The organism is Pseudotabrizicola algicola, from assembly GCF_010915705.1.
GTDB lineage: Bacteria > Pseudomonadota > Alphaproteobacteria > Rhodobacterales > Rhodobacteraceae > Pseudotabrizicola > Pseudotabrizicola algicola.
In genome coordinates this window covers 910,802-925,905 of the sequence record NZ_JAAIKE010000001.1, presented here as the reverse complement: position 1 = coordinate 925,905, position 15,104 = coordinate 910,802, and the positions used below count along the sequence as shown (strand labels likewise).

General features: G+C 67.8%; 17 protein-coding genes. 15 read left to right on the top strand and 2 right to left on the bottom strand.

The features are described from left to right. The first annotated feature begins 8 nt into the window (after positions 1-8). From G3572_RS04505 to G3572_RS04435, 15 genes are all read left to right on the top strand, one after another. Positions 9-950 (top strand): phage tail tube protein, encoded by a 942-nt coding sequence (locus G3572_RS04505; RefSeq protein ID WP_164609448.1) that lies wholly within the window; start codon positions 9-11, stop codon positions 948-950. Then, a complete protein-coding gene (locus tag G3572_RS04500; RefSeq protein ID WP_164609447.1) occupies positions 950-1,387 on the top strand; it encodes a phage-derived protein YdaY family protein in 438 nt (145 codons plus the stop codon). Before G3572_RS04505 ends, G3572_RS04500 begins: the two co-directional genes overlap by 1 nt. A gap of 53 nt (positions 1,388-1,440) precedes the next feature. Beyond that, positions 1,441-1,644 (top strand): DUF7697 family protein, encoded by a 204-nt coding sequence (locus tag G3572_RS04495; RefSeq protein WP_164609446.1) that lies wholly within the window; start codon positions 1,441-1,443, stop codon positions 1,642-1,644. A gap of 47 nt (positions 1,645-1,691) precedes the next feature. After that, positions 1,692-4,124, top strand: coding sequence for a tape measure protein (locus G3572_RS04490; RefSeq protein WP_164609445.1), 2,433 nt, complete (start codon positions 1,692-1,694; stop codon positions 4,122-4,124). Further along, on the top strand, positions 4,117-5,271 hold the full coding sequence (locus tag G3572_RS04485) for a hypothetical protein (protein WP_164609444.1): 1,155 nt from the start codon (positions 4,117-4,119) through the stop codon (positions 5,269-5,271). The genes G3572_RS04490 and G3572_RS04485 overlap by 8 nt, the downstream gene beginning before the upstream one ends. Further along, positions 5,268-6,134, top strand: a complete 867-nt coding sequence (locus G3572_RS04480; protein WP_164609443.1) for a phage BR0599 family protein — start codon at positions 5,268-5,270, stop codon at positions 6,132-6,134. The genes G3572_RS04485 and G3572_RS04480 overlap by 4 nt, the downstream gene beginning before the upstream one ends. 9 nt (positions 6,135-6,143) lie before the next feature. Further along, on the top strand, positions 6,144-6,392 hold the full coding sequence (locus G3572_RS04475) for a hypothetical protein (protein ID WP_045685068.1): 249 nt from the start codon (positions 6,144-6,146) through the stop codon (positions 6,390-6,392). Next, positions 6,389-6,595: a hypothetical protein gene (locus tag G3572_RS04470; RefSeq protein WP_164609442.1), complete on the top strand. Its 207-nt coding sequence runs from the start codon at positions 6,389-6,391 to the stop codon at positions 6,593-6,595. The genes G3572_RS04475 and G3572_RS04470 overlap by 4 nt, the downstream gene beginning before the upstream one ends. After that, a complete protein-coding gene (locus tag G3572_RS04465) occupies positions 6,582-9,713 on the top strand; it encodes a phage tail protein (protein ID WP_164609441.1) in 3,132 nt (1,043 codons plus the stop codon). The genes G3572_RS04470 and G3572_RS04465 overlap by 14 nt, the downstream gene beginning before the upstream one ends. Positions 9,714-9,748: 35 nt before the next feature. Beyond that, entirely contained in the window at positions 9,749-10,426 is a 678-nt protein-coding gene (locus tag G3572_RS04460; RefSeq protein ID WP_164609440.1) for a DUF2793 domain-containing protein, read from the top strand. Further along, complete coding sequence (locus G3572_RS04455) at positions 10,423-11,292, top strand: SPRY domain-containing protein (protein ID WP_164609439.1); 870 nt, start codon at positions 10,423-10,425, stop codon at positions 11,290-11,292. Before G3572_RS04460 ends, G3572_RS04455 begins: the two co-directional genes overlap by 4 nt. Next, positions 11,289-12,287: an FscB gene (locus tag G3572_RS04450; RefSeq protein WP_164609438.1), complete on the top strand. Its 999-nt coding sequence runs from the start codon at positions 11,289-11,291 to the stop codon at positions 12,285-12,287. Before G3572_RS04455 ends, G3572_RS04450 begins: the two co-directional genes overlap by 4 nt. A gap of 32 nt (positions 12,288-12,319) precedes the next feature. Beyond that, complete coding sequence (locus G3572_RS04445; protein WP_205518464.1) at positions 12,320-12,574, top strand: DUF6127 family protein; 255 nt, start codon at positions 12,320-12,322, stop codon at positions 12,572-12,574. Between the two features lie 109 nt (positions 12,575-12,683). Continuing rightward, complete coding sequence (locus G3572_RS04440) at positions 12,684-13,364, top strand: YcbK family protein (RefSeq protein ID WP_164609436.1); 681 nt, start codon at positions 12,684-12,686, stop codon at positions 13,362-13,364. Then, positions 13,361-13,618, top strand: coding sequence for a hypothetical protein (locus tag G3572_RS04435; protein ID WP_164609435.1), 258 nt, complete (start codon positions 13,361-13,363; stop codon positions 13,616-13,618). Before G3572_RS04440 ends, G3572_RS04435 begins: the two co-directional genes overlap by 4 nt. A 334-nt stretch (positions 13,619-13,952) precedes the next feature. On the opposite strand, the gene bluB is transcribed toward G3572_RS04435, so the two are convergent. Further along, positions 13,953-14,594: a 5,6-dimethylbenzimidazole synthase gene (gene bluB, locus G3572_RS04430; RefSeq protein WP_240335395.1), complete on the bottom strand. Its 642-nt coding sequence runs from the start codon at positions 14,592-14,594 to the stop codon at positions 13,953-13,955. Between the two features lie 31 nt (positions 14,595-14,625). Further along, complete coding sequence (gene queF / locus G3572_RS04425; RefSeq protein WP_164609434.1) at positions 14,626-15,087, bottom strand: preQ(1) synthase; 462 nt, start codon at positions 15,085-15,087, stop codon at positions 14,626-14,628. Positions 15,088-15,104 lie beyond the last annotated feature (17 nt).

Genomic DNA, 15,104 nt, shown 5'->3' with positions numbered 1-15,104 from the left:
AGAACACCATGGCACGAGCCCAGGGGGCGCGGGCGCAGATGGCGCTTGCGTTCGAGACGACCTATGGCACGCCGCCCGCGAGCGGCTTCACGCGGATGCCATTCGCCAGCGCGACGCTGGGGGCAGAGCAGCCGCTCCTGAACAGCGAACTGCTCGGTTACGGACGCGATCCGCTGGCGCCGATCAAGGACGCGCTGACGGCCGATGGCAATGTCGTCGTGCCGATAGATGCGGAGGCCTTCGGCTTCTGGCTGAAGGCCGCCTTCGGACAGCCGATCACCACCGGCACCGCCGCGCCTTACAGCCACGAGTTCCGCTCGGGCAGCTGGGTGCTGCCCTCGATGTCCATCGAGACCGGCATGCCCGAGGTGCCGCGCTTCGCGATGTATTCGGGCTGCATGATCGACACGCTCAGCTGGCAGATGCAGCGCTCGGGCCTGCTGACCGCGACGGCAAGCCTGGTCGCGCAGGGCGAGGCCATCGCCACGACCTCCGCCGCAGGCACGCTGGCCGAGATCGACCTGCAGCGCTTCGGCCATTTCAACGGTGCGATCACGCGCAATGGCCAGCCGCTTGGCAACATCGTCTCGGCCGAGATCACCTATGCCAACACGCTCGACCGGATCGAGACGATCCGCTCGGATGGCCGCATCGATGGCGCGGACCCGGGCATGGCTGCGCTCACCGGCCGGATCGAGGTGCGCTTTGCAGATCAGCTCTTGGTCAACCAGGCGATCAATGGCGAGCCCTGTGACATGACCTTCGCCTACGTGCTGACCTCGGGCGAGAGCCTGACGCTGGTGGCACATGCCGTCTACCTGCCGCGCCCGCGCATCGAGATTTCCGGGCCGCAGGGCGTGCAGGCGAGCTTCGACTGGCAGGCGGCGAAGGATCCGGTGACGGGGCGCATGTGCACGGTCACGCTGGTGAACGAACGGGAGACCTATTGATGCTGACACTTGATCTCACCAATGCGCCACGCTGGCTCGATCTGCTGCCGGGCGTGCGGCTGCAGCTGCGGCCGCTGACCACCGCGCTGATGGTCTCGGCGCGCAACGATGCGGCGATCCAGGCATTGCCGCCCGAGGCCGGGCCTGAGGAACTGTCGATGATCATGGCCAAGGCCGTGGCGCGGCGCGCAGTGCTGGATTGGGAGGGTGTCGGCGATGCCGAGGGCAACCCGGTCCCGGTGACGCCCGAGGGGATCGACGCGCTCCTCGATATCTGGCCCGCCTTTGATGCCTTCCAGTCCGCCTATGTCGCGAAATGGCTGCTGCTGGAGCAGGAAAAAAACGTCTCTGCGCCCTTGCCGAATGGTGGCTCGGCGGGGGCGATCGCTACTGCCAAGCCTGCCAAGGGCCTTGCCCGGAATGCCCGGCGCGGCTGAACCAGCCGGAAACCCCGGAAGGCTGGCAGGTCTGGGATCTGGCGCAGCGACTGATGGGACAACTGCGCGTCGCATCCAGCGCCGACGGGACTGTGGTTCTGGGCTGGGACATGACCGCGGTGCTGGCCATGGCACAGGCGCTCGGGGTCAACCCGCTGATCGCGGCGGAAAGCCTGCCGGTGATCGAGGCCGTGATGGTTCGCAAGTTCAATGAACAGAGCACGGCTGATGACCGGGCGTCTCTGTCCCGCGGCTGATGAACCCGCCCCGCATTCCACGTCCCGCTCGTCAGGAATCCTGATCCATGGCCCAGAAACGCGTTTCCGTCCGCCTCGTCGCCGAGGGCGGCAGGCAGGTGAAGGCCGAATTCCAGGGGATCGGCGATGCGGGCGAGCGCAATTTCAAGCGGATCGAGCGGCAGGCCGACATCACCGGCACCGTGGTGCGCCGCGTCATGGGGATCCTCGGCGCCGCGATCAGCACGCGGCAGCTCGTGGCCTATGCCGACCAATGGACCGACCTCCGCTCGCGTGTCGATCTCGCGACCGGCAGCCAGGAGGCGGGCGCGGCCGTCATGGAACGGCTCGCCACCATGGCGCGGCGGACCTACTCGAGCCTCGGCCAGACCACAGAGTCCTGGCTGGCCAATGCCACGGCGCTGCGCGAACTGGGGCTGACCACGGCGGAGTCGCTGGATTTCACGGAGGCGCTGAACAACGCCATGGTGGTGTCCGGCGCGCGGGCGGAACGCGCGGCCTCGGTGCAGACGGCCCTCTCGCGCGCGATGGCGCTTGGCACCCTCAGCGGGGACAACCTCAACACGGTCATCCAGAACGGCGGGCGGCTCGCCGAGCTTCTGGCGGCCGAGCTTGGTACCACTGTCTCCGGCCTGCGCAGGCTGGGCCAGCAGGGCGGGATCACCGGCGAAGTGATCCGAACCGCCCTGATCGGCAATCTCGAGCTGCTGCGCGAGGAAGCCGACAGCATGCCGGCGACCATCGGCGATGCGTTCACGCTGATCGGCAATGCCGCGCTGCAACTGGTCGGCACCTGGGATCAGATGGTCGGCGCCTCATCGACGCTGGCTGCGGCACTGATCGGGCTCGCCGACAACATGGAGCGGCTGGCGGCAATCGGCATCGCCTTCGCGGGATTCATGGCCGCGCGCTGGGTTGCGGGGTTTGTCGCGGCGCAGGTCGCCACAATCAGCCTCGCGGGCGCGCTGACGCTCCTGCGCGGGGCGATCATCCGCACCGGGATCGGTGCGCTCATCGTGGGCGCGGGCGAGCTGATCTATTGGTTCGGTCAGTTGGTGCGCGGTGCGGGCGGCTTCGGCAACGCGCTCTCCCTTCTGGGCGATCTTGCCCGCGAGGTCTGGGAGCGCATGAAGCTCGGCGCTGTCGCCATGGGTCTCGCGATCATGGCGAGTTGGGCCGATATCAAGGCCGCCATCGCCGAGGCGCTGCAGACCTCGCTGCAAGCCGTGGTCGGTTTCGGGAACGGGGCGCTGAACACCTTCCAGGGGGCGCTCGATGCGATCAAGGTGCTCTGGGGCGCACTGCCCGCGGCGATCGGGGATTTTGCGTTCCAGGCGGCGAACGCGCTGATCGCGGGCGTAGAGGCGATGCTGAATGGCGTCGGCGAGCGCATCAACGGCTTCCTCGAAGGGATCAACGGCGGGCTCGAGGCGCTGGGGATCGAGCGGCGGATTTCGCTGATCGGCAATCTGGAACTCGGCCGGATCGATAACCCCTTCGCTGGGTCGGCGACTGAGGCCGGTGCCGAGGCGCGTGCGGCGTTTCAGGCGGCGTTCAATGCTGAACCGATCACCATGCCAGACCTCGGGCTGGGTGCCTATGCCGAGGAAGCGCGCGGCCAAGCCGAGGCCCTGCGTGCGACGATGGCTGGTGTGGCGGAAGCGGCGACAGCACCGCTCGAGTCCATTGACGCCCTGCGCCAGGCGGTGACGGGCAGCGGTCTCGGCGCGGAGGCTGCGCTGAACGGCGCGCGGACGGCCGCTGAGGGGCTGGGAGAGTCGCTTGAGGCCACGGGTGAGGCTGCGGGCCGCGCAGGCGGGGCCGGTCGCGGTGCGGGTCAGGCGTTGCGTGAGGCGGCCGATACGGCACGGGGTGCCTGGGAGGCCACGGCCGCGGCAGTGCGCGCGGCACAGGAACGCTCGCGCGAGATCGCGCAAGGCCTCGCGCAGGACATTGTCGGTCCCATCAAGGAAGCGCTGCAGTCGGGTGAGTTCACCTGGGAGACCTTTGCCAGCGCCATCTCGCGGATTGCCCAGAACCTTGCGAACCGGCTGATCGAGCTGGCGTTCAAGCCGATCGAGAATGCACTGATGCGGGCCTTCTCGGGCATGGGCGGCGGTGGTGGTTTCTTCGCGAGCCTGTTCGGCTTCGCCAAGGGCGGTGCATTTGCAGGTGGCCAGGAACTGACGGCCTTCGCGCGCGGCGGTGTGGTCAACCGGCCGACGGTGTTCCCGTTCTCCCGCGGCATCGGGCTGATGGGCGAGGCCGGGCCCGAGGCGATCCTGCCGCTCCGGCGCGGGCGCGACGGGCGGCTCGGGGTCGAGATGAACAGCACGCCCGCCCAACCCGCGCAGGACATGTCGACGCGCATCATCAACGTGCTCGACCCGTCTGTGGTCGGCGACTACCTCGCCACGCGCTCGGGTGAGCGGGCCATCCTGAACGTCATCCGCCGCAACAGGAGTGCGCTGAATGCCTGAATTGCCACTCTGGTCCTTCCCGGCGGCGCAGGAGATCACCGAGGTGCTGGAATGGCGCACCGATGTGCTGACATCGCGCGCGGGCGAACAGCGCATCGGGCTCCGGCCCCGCCCGCGCGAGATCGTCACCTTTCGGCACAGGCTGGATGCGCTGGGGATGGCGCGCGCCGCGGAACTCGCCCGTGCCGGGTTTGCCGGAGACTGGCATGTGCCGCTCTGGCACATGGCGCTGCAGCCCAATGCCGATCTGGCGCAAGGCGCGACCGAGATCCTGCTCGATACGGGGCTCTCGGATTTTCGCAGCGGGGAACTGGTAGCGATCACGGTCGATGGCCGTGAGGCGGCGGCCGTGTCCATCGCCAGCGTTCTGGCCGACCGGCTGATCCTGGCGGAGCCTCTGGGGCTGCAACTGCCCAGTCCAGCGGTGGCCGCGCCGCGCATCACGGTCGCGCCGATCCGCGCAGGCGTGCTGACCTCGGCCATCGAGGTTACCCGCCGCAGGCAGGGAGATGGCACGGTCACCGCCAGCTTCCTTCTGCGCGATGCGCCAGATTTGGTGGCACCGGTGCTGCCGACCTATCTCGGCCGTCCGGTCCAGACCGACCCGAGCCTTGTGCGCCGCCCGCTCAGCGCCAGCCTGCGCCGCGCGGTCGAATACGTCGACACTGGCTTCGGCCCGGTTGTGGTCGAGCCGCTGGGCGACGTCTTCGAGCGGAGCGAGACGATCACGCTGAAGGCGCAAGGCCCCTTCGCACGCCATTCCCTGCGCCGCTGGCTCTGGTCGCTTCGCGGGCGGCAGGCCAGCTTCTGGCTGCCGACCTGGGGGCGCGAGCTGCAGTTGCGCGCAGCCATGACCTCTGGATCCACGCTGATGCGCGTGGCGCCGGTCGCGTCGCTCCAGGCCTATGTTGGCCGCGCGATCCTGCTGGAAATGCCGACCGCACTGCGCTTCCGGACGATCACAGCCGCCATCGCCGAGGGCGCGGATCACCGGCTGACGCTGTCCTCGAACCTCGGCGAGCCGGTTTCGCTCACGACGAGGGTGCATTTCCTGACCGCGATGCGCGCGGATGCCGACCGCGTCGAGATCCAGCATGGCGCTGTGGCGAGCGAGGTCACGCTGCCTGTCGTCGAGGTGCCCGCATGACCTATGCCAGCATCGAAGCCTCGGTCGCCGAGGGCCGACCCTATTTCCTCTACCAGTTCGTGGAAGGCGATCAGGTCTGGCGTTTCACCAGCCGCGCCACTGCCTGGACCAGCGCGGGCAGCGGCGGGGATACGATCACCTGGGAGCCTGCCGCCGTGGCCCATGGCGATGTGGTGCAGACGAGCGAGATCGAGCGCGGGCGGTTGGAACTGACCTGGCCGCTCTCGCATCCTTTCGCGCGGCGCTTCCTCGGTCCCTTGGGCAACACGCCCGTGACGCTGACGATCTTCCGTGGCCACGAGCAGGTGCTGGGGGAGACGGTCGCGCATTGGAAGGGCCGCGTGGTGGGCGCCGAGGCCGAGGGGCAGCGCATCCTTCTGCAGGCGGAGTCGATCTTCAGCACGCTGCGACGCGCGGGAGTGCGGGCTAAGTACCAGCGGCTTTGCCGACACGCGCTCTATGGGCGCGGCTGCGGCCTCGACATCGCGCTCTACTGGCTGACCGGCACGGTGACGGCTGTATCCGGCAACGCCTCGAGCCTGACGATCCCTGAGGCGTCGGCTGAGCCCGCCGGCTGGTACCGGGGCGGTGTGCTCAGGTTCGGCGCGCAGCTCGGGTTCATCACCGGCCACGCCGGGGCCAGTCTCATGCTGTCGCGCCCGATGCCGGAACTGGCGGCGGCGCTGGCTGCGCCGGAGATCGACCCGGAAACCGGCACACCGATCCCGGTCCTCGTCGACATCGCCCCGGGCTGCGATCTGCGCGCCGCCACCTGCGCTGCGAAGTTCGGCAACCTTGCGAACTTCGGGGGCTTCCCCGAGATCCCCGGCCGCAATCCCTTCGGCGGCAGCTCCATCGTCTGAGAACGCCAAATGGTCTGGACCTTCATCGCACGGCTCGTCCTCGGGCTGGTGCTCTCGGCGATTTCCTATGCGCTGAGCCCGCGCCCCAAGGTCGAGAAGCCTCAGGCGGCGGGGCTGGACGACTTCTCCCTGCCCACCGCCGAGGAAGGGCGGCCGATCCCGGTGGTGTTCGGGACGGTGCTGATTACCGGGCCGAACGTCGTCTGGGCAGGCGACCTGAAGGTGGATCCGATCAAGAAGAAAGGCGGCAAGAAGTGACGCGTGTGACGATCCAGGACTTGCGCGACGCGCGCTATTGCCTTGCGGGCGTGCGGCCATGGTTCCGCCGCCACGAGCTCGACTGGCAGGACTTTCTCTCCCACGGCATCGATGCCGACCGGCTGCGCGCGACTGGGGATGCGCTGGTGGAGCCGGTGATCACGATCGCCGAGCAGCGGGAGGCATGCGATGGGCGGGCGTAGCAAGGCGCAGACCGTTGGCTTCCGCTATTCGCTGGGGATGCATCTTGCGCTCTGCCATGGGCCGATCGATGCCATTCGCGAGATCCTCGTTGACCGCCGAACCGCATGGTCTGTCACGACCGGCGGCGGCGTTTCGGGTGGCGGCGCGGCCGTGGAGACGCGGATCGGCACAGTCGCAGGCATGGCGGCAACTGCCGCGCTGGCAGGCGACACGGGCGCCACGATCACCTTTCCGGGGACGCGCGCCGGGGTGCGCATCGGCCGGGACTACCGGCTGCAATTGGCGAATGGCACGAGCCAGACCATCACGCTGCGCGGCGTCACGTTCAACGCCGGCACAAACGTCACCTCGTGGTCCGTCATGCCCGAGGCGCTGAGCTTCCCCGCGCAAGCGGTCGAGGTGTTCGAGGCGACCAGCGCGGCCAGCAATGCCGGCGCCGGAGGCGGGCGCATCCGCATCGACAAGGCCGACCTCTTCGGCGGCGAAAGCCGCGAGGGCGGCATTCGCGGCGATGTCGATGTGCTGATGGGCGGGCCGGGCCAGGGTCAGAACGACTACCTGGCTGCTCGGATGAATGGCGACGTGCCCGGCTATCGCGGGCTCTGCAGCCTGGTGCTGCGGCAGGTCTATCTCGGCATCAACCCGTACCTGAAGCCATGGGCCGTGCGCGTGACCCGCGTGCTGTCCGGCGAGGCGGGGGCGGCGCAATGGTATCCCGAGAAGGCGGCCATCGTGCCAGAGGCCAATATCTCGGACGCCGCGATCTATATCGCGCTCGATGTCTCGGGCTCGATGTCGGGCACGCGCATGGCGGCGCAGAAGTCGGGCGTTGCCGCCCTGATCCGCGAGATCGGGGCCAGCGTCGATCCCGACCGTCCGAACGACATCCGCATCGTGCTCTGGAACGCAGGCGTTGCAGCATCGATCGAGCGCCGCGATATGGGTCCGGACGACTATGCCGCGCTCGAGGCCTGGATGCTGGCGCTCTCGAACAGCACCTCGGGCGGCACCAGCTTCGACGCAGCGTTTTCGCAGGCGGGAGCGTTTTTCGCGGGCGGCGGGTCCAAGCGACGGATCGTGATCTTCGTGACCGATGGCGAGCCCTCGCCGGTCTCCTCGGTCGATGCAGCGCTGGCGATCATTCGCGCGCTGCCGCCCGCTGACATCTTCGGCTTCAACATCGCGCTGGCCAACACGACCTCTACCGCGCGCATCGACAACACGCCGGTGGACGGCGTGCCGGTGATCCCGGCCGGCAACCCGCAGGCGCTGGTTGCCTCCCTGCGCGGCGCCTTCGGGAACGGCCCGGATATGAACCCGGCCCATATCATCCGGGAGTGCCTGACGAACCGCGACTGGGGATTGGGCTATTCGACGGTCGAGATCGGGGCGAGTTTCACGGCGGCCGCGGACACGCTCTACACCGAGGGCTTCGGCCTGTCGCTGATCTGGCAGCAGGACAGCTCCATCGAGGAGTTCATCGGCAGCGTTCTCGACCACATCGACGCGACACTCTTCATCGACCGGCGCACCGGGCTCTGGGAACTGAAGCTGATCCGGGCCGACTACACGGCCGCAACAGTGCCACTCTTCGATGAGACCAATGTCGTGGATTGGGGGCGGCTGGGGCGCCGCGCGCCGTCGGACCTGGTCAACAGCGTGACCGTGCGTTTCACCGATGCCTGGACAGACGACACGGGGGCGGTTTCTGTCACCGACACTGCCCGGGTGCAGTCCATGGGCGAGGTGATCGCCACCACGCTCGACTATCCAGGCATCCGCTACCAGGGGCTGGGGATCCGCGTGGCCGAGCGCGACCTACGCGCGCTCTCGGTGCCGCTGCTCACGGGCGAGATCGTGGTGAACCGCGAAGGCGCGGATCTCGGGCCAGGCGATGTGATCCGGCTGCGGTCGCCCCGCCTCGGGCTCGATGATGTGGTGATGCGTATCTCCGAGATCGGGCAAGGCGACGGGCGCGATAACGGCATCCGGCTGAAGCTCGCCGAGGACGTCTTTGCCCTTGGCGCGACCGCCATCGCAGGCGGGCGCATGCCGACCGGGTCCGGGGTCGCCGCTCCACCTAGGGCGCTTTCTCGGCGCATGGTCGAGGAAGCCACTTACTGGCTGCTCGTCCGCGAACTGGGCCATACCGAGGCCGACCGCATCCTGTCGGAGGATCCAGATGCGGGCGCGGTGGTCGCCACGGGCGAGCGCCCCAGCGCCGATGCGCTGGCGGCGGAACTCTGGATCGACCCCGGCACCAGCCCTGCGCAGGAGGGCGTGGTCGCCTTCGCGCCGACGGCGCTGCTGGCGGCGGACGTCACGGACCACCCGGAGGCGCGTGTCCTTCCTGTCACCGGCTGGCGCGACATCGGCGAGGTCGGCATCGGCACGCTGGCGAGCATCGGTGGCGAACTGGTCCGCGTCGACGGGATCACCTCTACGGCCATCACGGTTGGTCGGGGATGCCTCGACACCGTGCCGCGTGTGCATGCCGCAGATACGCCGGTAATCTTCTTTGACGAAGGCGCGCGGATCACGGAGGACAGCTGGGCAGCAGGCGAGACCCTTGCGATCCGGCTGTTGCCCGAGACCGGGCGCGGCACGCTCGCCTTCGCGCTGGCGCCCGAGGACAGCGTGACGCTCGACCGGCGCGCCATCCGGCCCCTGCCGCCCGGTCGGGTGCAGGCCAACGGCAGCTACAGCCCGGATGTCGATGCGCTGATCGCCGATGATCTGGCGCTGACCTGGACCCATCGCGACCGGCTGACCCAGACCAGCCCCGTGATCGTCGACCACACCGCTGCCTCCATCGGGCCGGAGCCGGGCGTCGGTTACGCGATTGAGGTGCGCTGGATCGACCCCGACACGGGCGCGGCGCTCATGCCGCCCGGAATTGTGATCGACGCTGGCAGCGGGACGAGTTGGACGCTGGCGCCGGAGGACATCCCCGAGACCGGCGCCCCGGACCGCACGGCCGAGATCGACCTCGCCGTCCGGTCGCGTCGTCTGGTTGGAGGCAGCTGGGTCACCGACCGCGAGGCACGCCGGTTCCGGCTGACCGCGCCCTTTGCCGCCGGATGGGATCGCGGCTGGGGCTTCCTCTGGGGCACCTGAGCCCCGCCATCACATAACGACAAGCGAGACCAAGCATGCCCGAACGGATCATGCCGGGATTGGGGCTGCGCGCCTTCTACGATCCCGGCCAGCGCAACTGGGGCACCAGCCTCAGCGAAGACCTGCGCCGTCTCTCGGCCCTCGTGCAGGCGCGCGCCACATCGCGGACCGCAGCACTTCCTGGGACCGGCACCGCAGGCCAGATCGCCATCGTGCCCGCCGCGGCAGGCGCCAATGCCAACGCACTTGCGCTTTGGGACCAATCGCCAGCCGGCGCGGCTGCATGGGTCTACCTGACCCCCGAAGAGGGCTGGAAGGTCTGGATCGCGGATGAAGCGCGGCATGTCCGTTTCACCGCAGGGGCATGGATCGAGGTGCCGCGCCCGGGCGTCGTGCGTATCCGGACGCTGACGGCGACCAGCCACACGCTGGAAGCCGTCGATCTGGGCAGCATCCTGGAGACCACCGGATCCTCTGCCGTCACCGTGACGATCCCGGTCGAGGCGACCGTACCCTTCGAGATCGGCACGCTCATCAACGTGACGCAGGTCGGCGCCGGGATCGCCACGGTCGCGGCGGCTCCGGGCGTGTCGCTCAATGGCGTCACGGGCGGTTCTGTTGCGCTCGATGGCCAGTGGTCAGGCGCCGCCCTCGTCAAACGCGGGGCGGATGCCTGGGTCATCCAGGGCGCGCTGGCGGGAGCCGTCGCATGAGCCTGTTGATGATGCGCGCCGCCATCCTGGCGCAAGGCGGCAATACGGCCCCGCCGGTCGATATCGGCTCTGTCTGGCAACTCGACGCGACGCGGCGCCCTCCGGGCTACACGCTGTCGGATGGCAACCAGACCGCAGTGAACACCTCTGGCGGGACCAACTACATGCGCTGGGTGCCGAGTGCCAAGGCCATCCTGCCCTCGGATGGGCGGCGCTATTGGGAAGTTCTCTGTGCAGCCAGCGGAGCCACCAGTTTCGACGGCTACATGGGCGTCGTCTCGGCCGCGCAGCGCGAGGAGTTCAATGTCGGCAACAACCCGATCACGCTGGGCTCCATCGGCTATCGCGGCAACGGCTCCCTCTGGTCGTCGAACACTGCCACGGCCGCCCAGCAGTTGACGGGGCTGCCGACCTTCGGGGCGGGCGACGTGCTGATGTTCGTTCTCGACCCAAGCACTGCGCGCCTCTGGATCGGCAGGAACGGCGTCTGGCGCGACGATCCGGTGAGCGGGGCGGCCACCTGGACGGCCGCGCAGAGCACGGCCTTCTATCCGCAGGTCCAGGGCCGCAATCCCGGCGACGGCGGCACGCTGCGCTCGCAGCCCTCCCAGTTCAGCTACCCGGTGCCGCCCGGCGTACTGCCTCTCGGCTACGAGCACCCCGACCTGCGGATCTTCGAGACGCATGCCTTCATCGAACTGGCCTGGAACAAGGACCTCAGCGTCGGCGAGTTCGAGGCCTGGTTCGATCTCGGCGGCGGCACGCGTCTGACCTCGGGCGGCGTCTCGATCTTCCTCGATCACGGCGGGGGCTCGTCCCTCACCGCTGCCCAATCCGCCCTCTACATCGAAGTGGAACTGCCATGAGTTACATCCTGCATCTGGGCCACCAGCCCACCGACATCGCCGGCATCTCGGGGCTTCTGAACACGACCGCCGGAGGGTTCGACCCGACGCTCGACGTGAACGCGATCCGGCATTCCGGATCGAGCACCTATTCCGCGCCGTTCTCCTTCTCGGTGCTGGAACCTGCGGGCGATCTCTGGCTGGGGTTCCGCTACGTCCCGCCCAACGCCGATGCCAACAGCATTAACCGGTCAGAGGCCAACTTCCTGGAATTCTACAGCGCGACCAACGTGCTGCTGGCCCAGATCAAGCCGGTCACGACCACCAACCGCTATCACGCCATCGCCGCGGGCGACACCAGCGTGCAGGGCAGTTCCTCCTACACCGCCCCGAATGGCCAGCCGCAATGGATCGACGTGCGGGTGGCGGTCGGCGCACAGATCACCATCGAGCTCTATGTCGATGGCGTGCTGCAATCGACTGCCACTGCCGCGAATGCGAATGGAAAGGGCAAGCCGCGCCATGTGGTCTTTGCCAACACCGCCCTCCACGGCTCTGCCTCGACTCGCACCTGGTACTACGCCCATATCGCGGCCCTCGACGGTGTCTCGACCATCGGGCGGCGCTTCGTGCGGCGCAGCCCCAATGCCATCGCCAGTTTCAACCAGATGGTGGGCAGCATCGACGCGCTGCGCGATGGCGATATCGCCACGCGGGTCGCCAGCACGGCAGCGGGACAGCGCATGTCCTTCTCTCTGACCGGACCGACCGGACCCGCCTCGGTCTCTGCCATCGCGGGCGTGCATCTCAAGCAGATCGCGCAGGCGGGCACGGTCGGGCCCGACGCCACGGCGGGCTTCCTGCGCATGGGCGGGGTCAACCACGATGCCGCACCCGAGACCGTGCCGGACCTCGCACCCAAGCCCGTGTATTCGAGCTGGGCGGTGAACCCGGCCGACGCGAGCCCCTGGAGCGATCTGACCTTGCCCAACGAGGTCGGGATCCTGTCGGCATGAGCCCGCGTCGCTCCGGAGAGGGCCATGTCCGCATGCCCGATGCCGAGTTCGAGGAACTGCTGGCACGCGCGGCCCAGGAAGGCGCCAGGCGCGCGCTGGCGGATGTGGGCTTGGACGGCGAAGAGGCCGCGATGGATGTCCGCGACCTGCGCGCGCTCCTCGACTGCATCCGCTTCGTGCGCCGCACGGCCGTACAGACCACGGTCCATCTCGTCACCACCGGCATCATTCTCGCGCTGCTCGCGGGCATCGCGCTGAAGCTGAAGATCTTCGGCCCGGGCGGCTGAGCGCCAACCGGGTCGTCCCGCGACTCAACCCCATCACCTGAAACCACGCCAACCCGCAGTCGCGTCACTGCGGGCGGGTCTCGTCGTCCCTTCCCAAAGGAATTCTCCCATGTCCGATCCCATTCGCACCTTCCGCCATTTCCGCGATGTTCCGCAGAACCTCTGGCGCTGGCCGAACTTCTCGCCCGCCGAAATCGCCTGCCGCGGCACCGGGCAGATCAAGCTGCACCCCGACGCGCTCGACAAGCTGCAGGCCCTGCGCGATCGGTTGGGCAAGCCGCTGATCGTACGGTCCGCCTATCGCAGCCCCGAGCACAACCGCACGGTGGGCGGGGCCAAGGCGTCGAAGCACATGGACGGCACGGCGTTTGATATCGCCATGTCGAACCATGACCCGGTGGCCTTCGAGGCGGCGGCGCGGGCGGTCGGGTTCCTCGGTTTCGGTTTCTATCCGCGATCGGGGTTCATCCATGTCGACCTCGGCCCCGCTCGTCAGTGGGGCGAGCGCTTCCCGGTCCGGGCGACGGCGTTCGCCGAAGAAGCTCCGCCTGCGCGCGAAGTGCTGGCCGACAGCCGTACCATGAAGGGTGGCGGGGCGGCCGGAGTGGCGACGCTGGGCGCGGCGGGCGTAGAGGTGGCACAGGGCGTCCTGGCCGAGACGCAATCCGCCATCCTGCCGCTGGTGCCGTATCTCGACACTCTGCGCTGGGTGTTCATCGCCGTGGCTCTGGGCGGCATAGCGGTCACGATCTACGCCCGGCTCGATGACTGGCGCCGGGGGCGGCGATGATCGGCGGGCTCCTCACCGGGATCGCCACGAGCCCATGGATGCGGGCGGCGCTGCGCTACGGCGCCATCGTCCTCGCCGTGCTCCTGTTCCTGCTTTCGCTTCGGCGGTCTGGTGAGCGAGCGGGACGGTTCGCCGAACGCCTTGAGACAACGGAGAAGGCCAATGATGTCCAACGCCAGATGCTGGAAGCGGCGGCTCGCCGTCCTCGCGATCGCAACGAGCTTGCTCAGCGGCTGCGCGGCGGCAGGTTTTGAGGCAGGTCGCGTGTCGGCATGTCCGCCGGTGGTGGAATACAGTCGGGAGTTTCAGGCCCGCGCGGCCGAGGAACTGACATCATTGCCTGATGGGTCGGCCATCGCCGAGATGCTCGCCGATTACAGCGTTATGCAGGAGCAGGCGCGGGCGTGTCGATGATCTTCCGATGCATCAGAACGCAATCGAGCAACTCGAAGAGCTCGGCTTCGTGGTGCGTCACCGCGATGGCGCAAGCGCGGCAAGATGATTTTGTCAAAGCCCGCCGTTAAGGTCTTCTGCGCGAACGAAAATGATCGAGAGATCGGGACGTTTCCTGAAAAGAAAGCAGGCCACTCACCTTTCCAGCCATTCTGTCGATGTATCACGTTGCCAACCGCTTCTATGTAGAAGCGGGCGTTCTTCAAGCGACGCCGCGTATCCCAGACAGAGATAGCCTGTGAATACCCAGCTTTCCGGGACATCCAAAAGGGTGAGGATTGCCTGAGGGTCAAGTATCGATATCCAGCCCAGGCCGATGTTTTCGGCACGTGCGACCAGCCAGAGCGTGTGGATCGCCATGGCGGTGGAAAATTGCAGGGTTTCCGGCATCGTCTGGCGCCCCAGACCCCGCCCTTCGATGGGCGCTGTTTCGGTGAACACGGCAAGATGCACCGGCGCCTCACGAAGGCCCGCCAGTTTCAGTTGGACATATTCCGCCCTTGCCGGTTCATCGTAGCCCGTCGCCGCCTCACGGTTGCAGCTTTCAAAAATTTCCTGCACGCGGCAGCGCAAGCTTTTGTCTTTGATCTGCAAAACCCTCCACGGACGTGAATTGCCGACCGACGGTGCCAGATTCATGGCGGCGCGCAGGCGGTCGAAGATCGGTTCAGGAATGGGATCGGCGCAAAAGTGACGCACGTCCCGCCGCCAGCGCAGGATTTCGTTCAGGGTCTCGGCCTGTGTCTTTGAAAAATTCATTTCGCGCTCATTCGCCATGCGGATCCATTGACGTTCTGCCTTCCAAGGCTCAGCCACGCCCGCGATAGGTTGGCACGCCCTGATCGGGAACCCAGACGGTCTGTGGCGCGGGCCCGGTCTGATAGAACACGTCGATCGGGATGCCGCCGCGTGGATACCAGTACCCCCCGATGCGCAGCCATTCGGGGGCGAGAAGCTCAACCAGTCGTCTGCCGATCGAGACCGTGCAATCCTCGTGAAACGCCCCGTGATTGCGGAACGCCCCGAGGTAGAGCTTCAGCGATTTGCTTTCCACCAACCACTGTCCCGGCACATAGTCGATCACCAGATGTGCGAAATCCGGCTGGCCGGTCATCGGGCAAAGCGAGGTGAATTCGGGTGCCGTGAAGCGGACACAGTAGGGCGTGCCCGCCTGTGGATTTGCCACCCTCTCGAGCACAGCGTCATCGGGGCTCGCCGGCAGCGGGGTTGCGGTGCCGAGCTGTTTGAGGTCCTTGTGGATATCTGTCATGTCGGTCTCCGTCGCGG

Coding starts and splice junctions, on each gene's coding strand:
- G3572_RS04455 (WP_164609439.1), top strand. CDS start 10,423: ATGAGCCTGTTGATGATGCGCGCCGCCATCCTGGCGCAAGGCGGCAAT.
- G3572_RS04435 (WP_164609435.1), top strand. CDS start 13,361: ATGATCGGCGGGCTCCTCACCGGGATCGCCACGAGCCCATGGATGCGG.
- G3572_RS04445 (WP_205518464.1), top strand. CDS start 12,320: ATGCCCGATGCCGAGTTCGAGGAACTGCTGGCACGCGCGGCCCAGGAA.
- bluB (WP_240335395.1), bottom strand. CDS start 14,594: ATGGCGAATGAGCGCGAAATGAATTTTTCAAAGACACAGGCCGAGACC.
- G3572_RS04480 (WP_164609443.1), top strand. CDS start 5,268: ATGACCTATGCCAGCATCGAAGCCTCGGTCGCCGAGGGCCGACCCTAT.
- G3572_RS04450 (WP_164609438.1), top strand. CDS start 11,289: ATGAGTTACATCCTGCATCTGGGCCACCAGCCCACCGACATCGCCGGC.
- G3572_RS04440 (WP_164609436.1), top strand. CDS start 12,684: ATGTCCGATCCCATTCGCACCTTCCGCCATTTCCGCGATGTTCCGCAG.
- G3572_RS04490 (WP_164609445.1), top strand. CDS start 1,692: ATGGCCCAGAAACGCGTTTCCGTCCGCCTCGTCGCCGAGGGCGGCAGG.
- G3572_RS04485 (WP_164609444.1), top strand. CDS start 4,117: ATGCCTGAATTGCCACTCTGGTCCTTCCCGGCGGCGCAGGAGATCACC.
- G3572_RS04505 (WP_164609448.1), top strand. CDS start 9: ATGGCACGAGCCCAGGGGGCGCGGGCGCAGATGGCGCTTGCGTTCGAG.
- G3572_RS04465 (WP_164609441.1), top strand. CDS start 6,582: ATGGGCGGGCGTAGCAAGGCGCAGACCGTTGGCTTCCGCTATTCGCTG.
- G3572_RS04460 (WP_164609440.1), top strand. CDS start 9,749: ATGCCCGAACGGATCATGCCGGGATTGGGGCTGCGCGCCTTCTACGAT.
- G3572_RS04500 (WP_164609447.1), top strand. CDS start 950: ATGCTGACACTTGATCTCACCAATGCGCCACGCTGGCTCGATCTGCTG.
- queF (WP_164609434.1), bottom strand. CDS start 15,087: ATGACAGATATCCACAAGGACCTCAAACAGCTCGGCACCGCAACCCCG.
- G3572_RS04475 (WP_045685068.1), top strand. CDS start 6,144: ATGGTCTGGACCTTCATCGCACGGCTCGTCCTCGGGCTGGTGCTCTCG.
- G3572_RS04495 (WP_164609446.1), top strand. CDS start 1,441: ATGGGACAACTGCGCGTCGCATCCAGCGCCGACGGGACTGTGGTTCTG.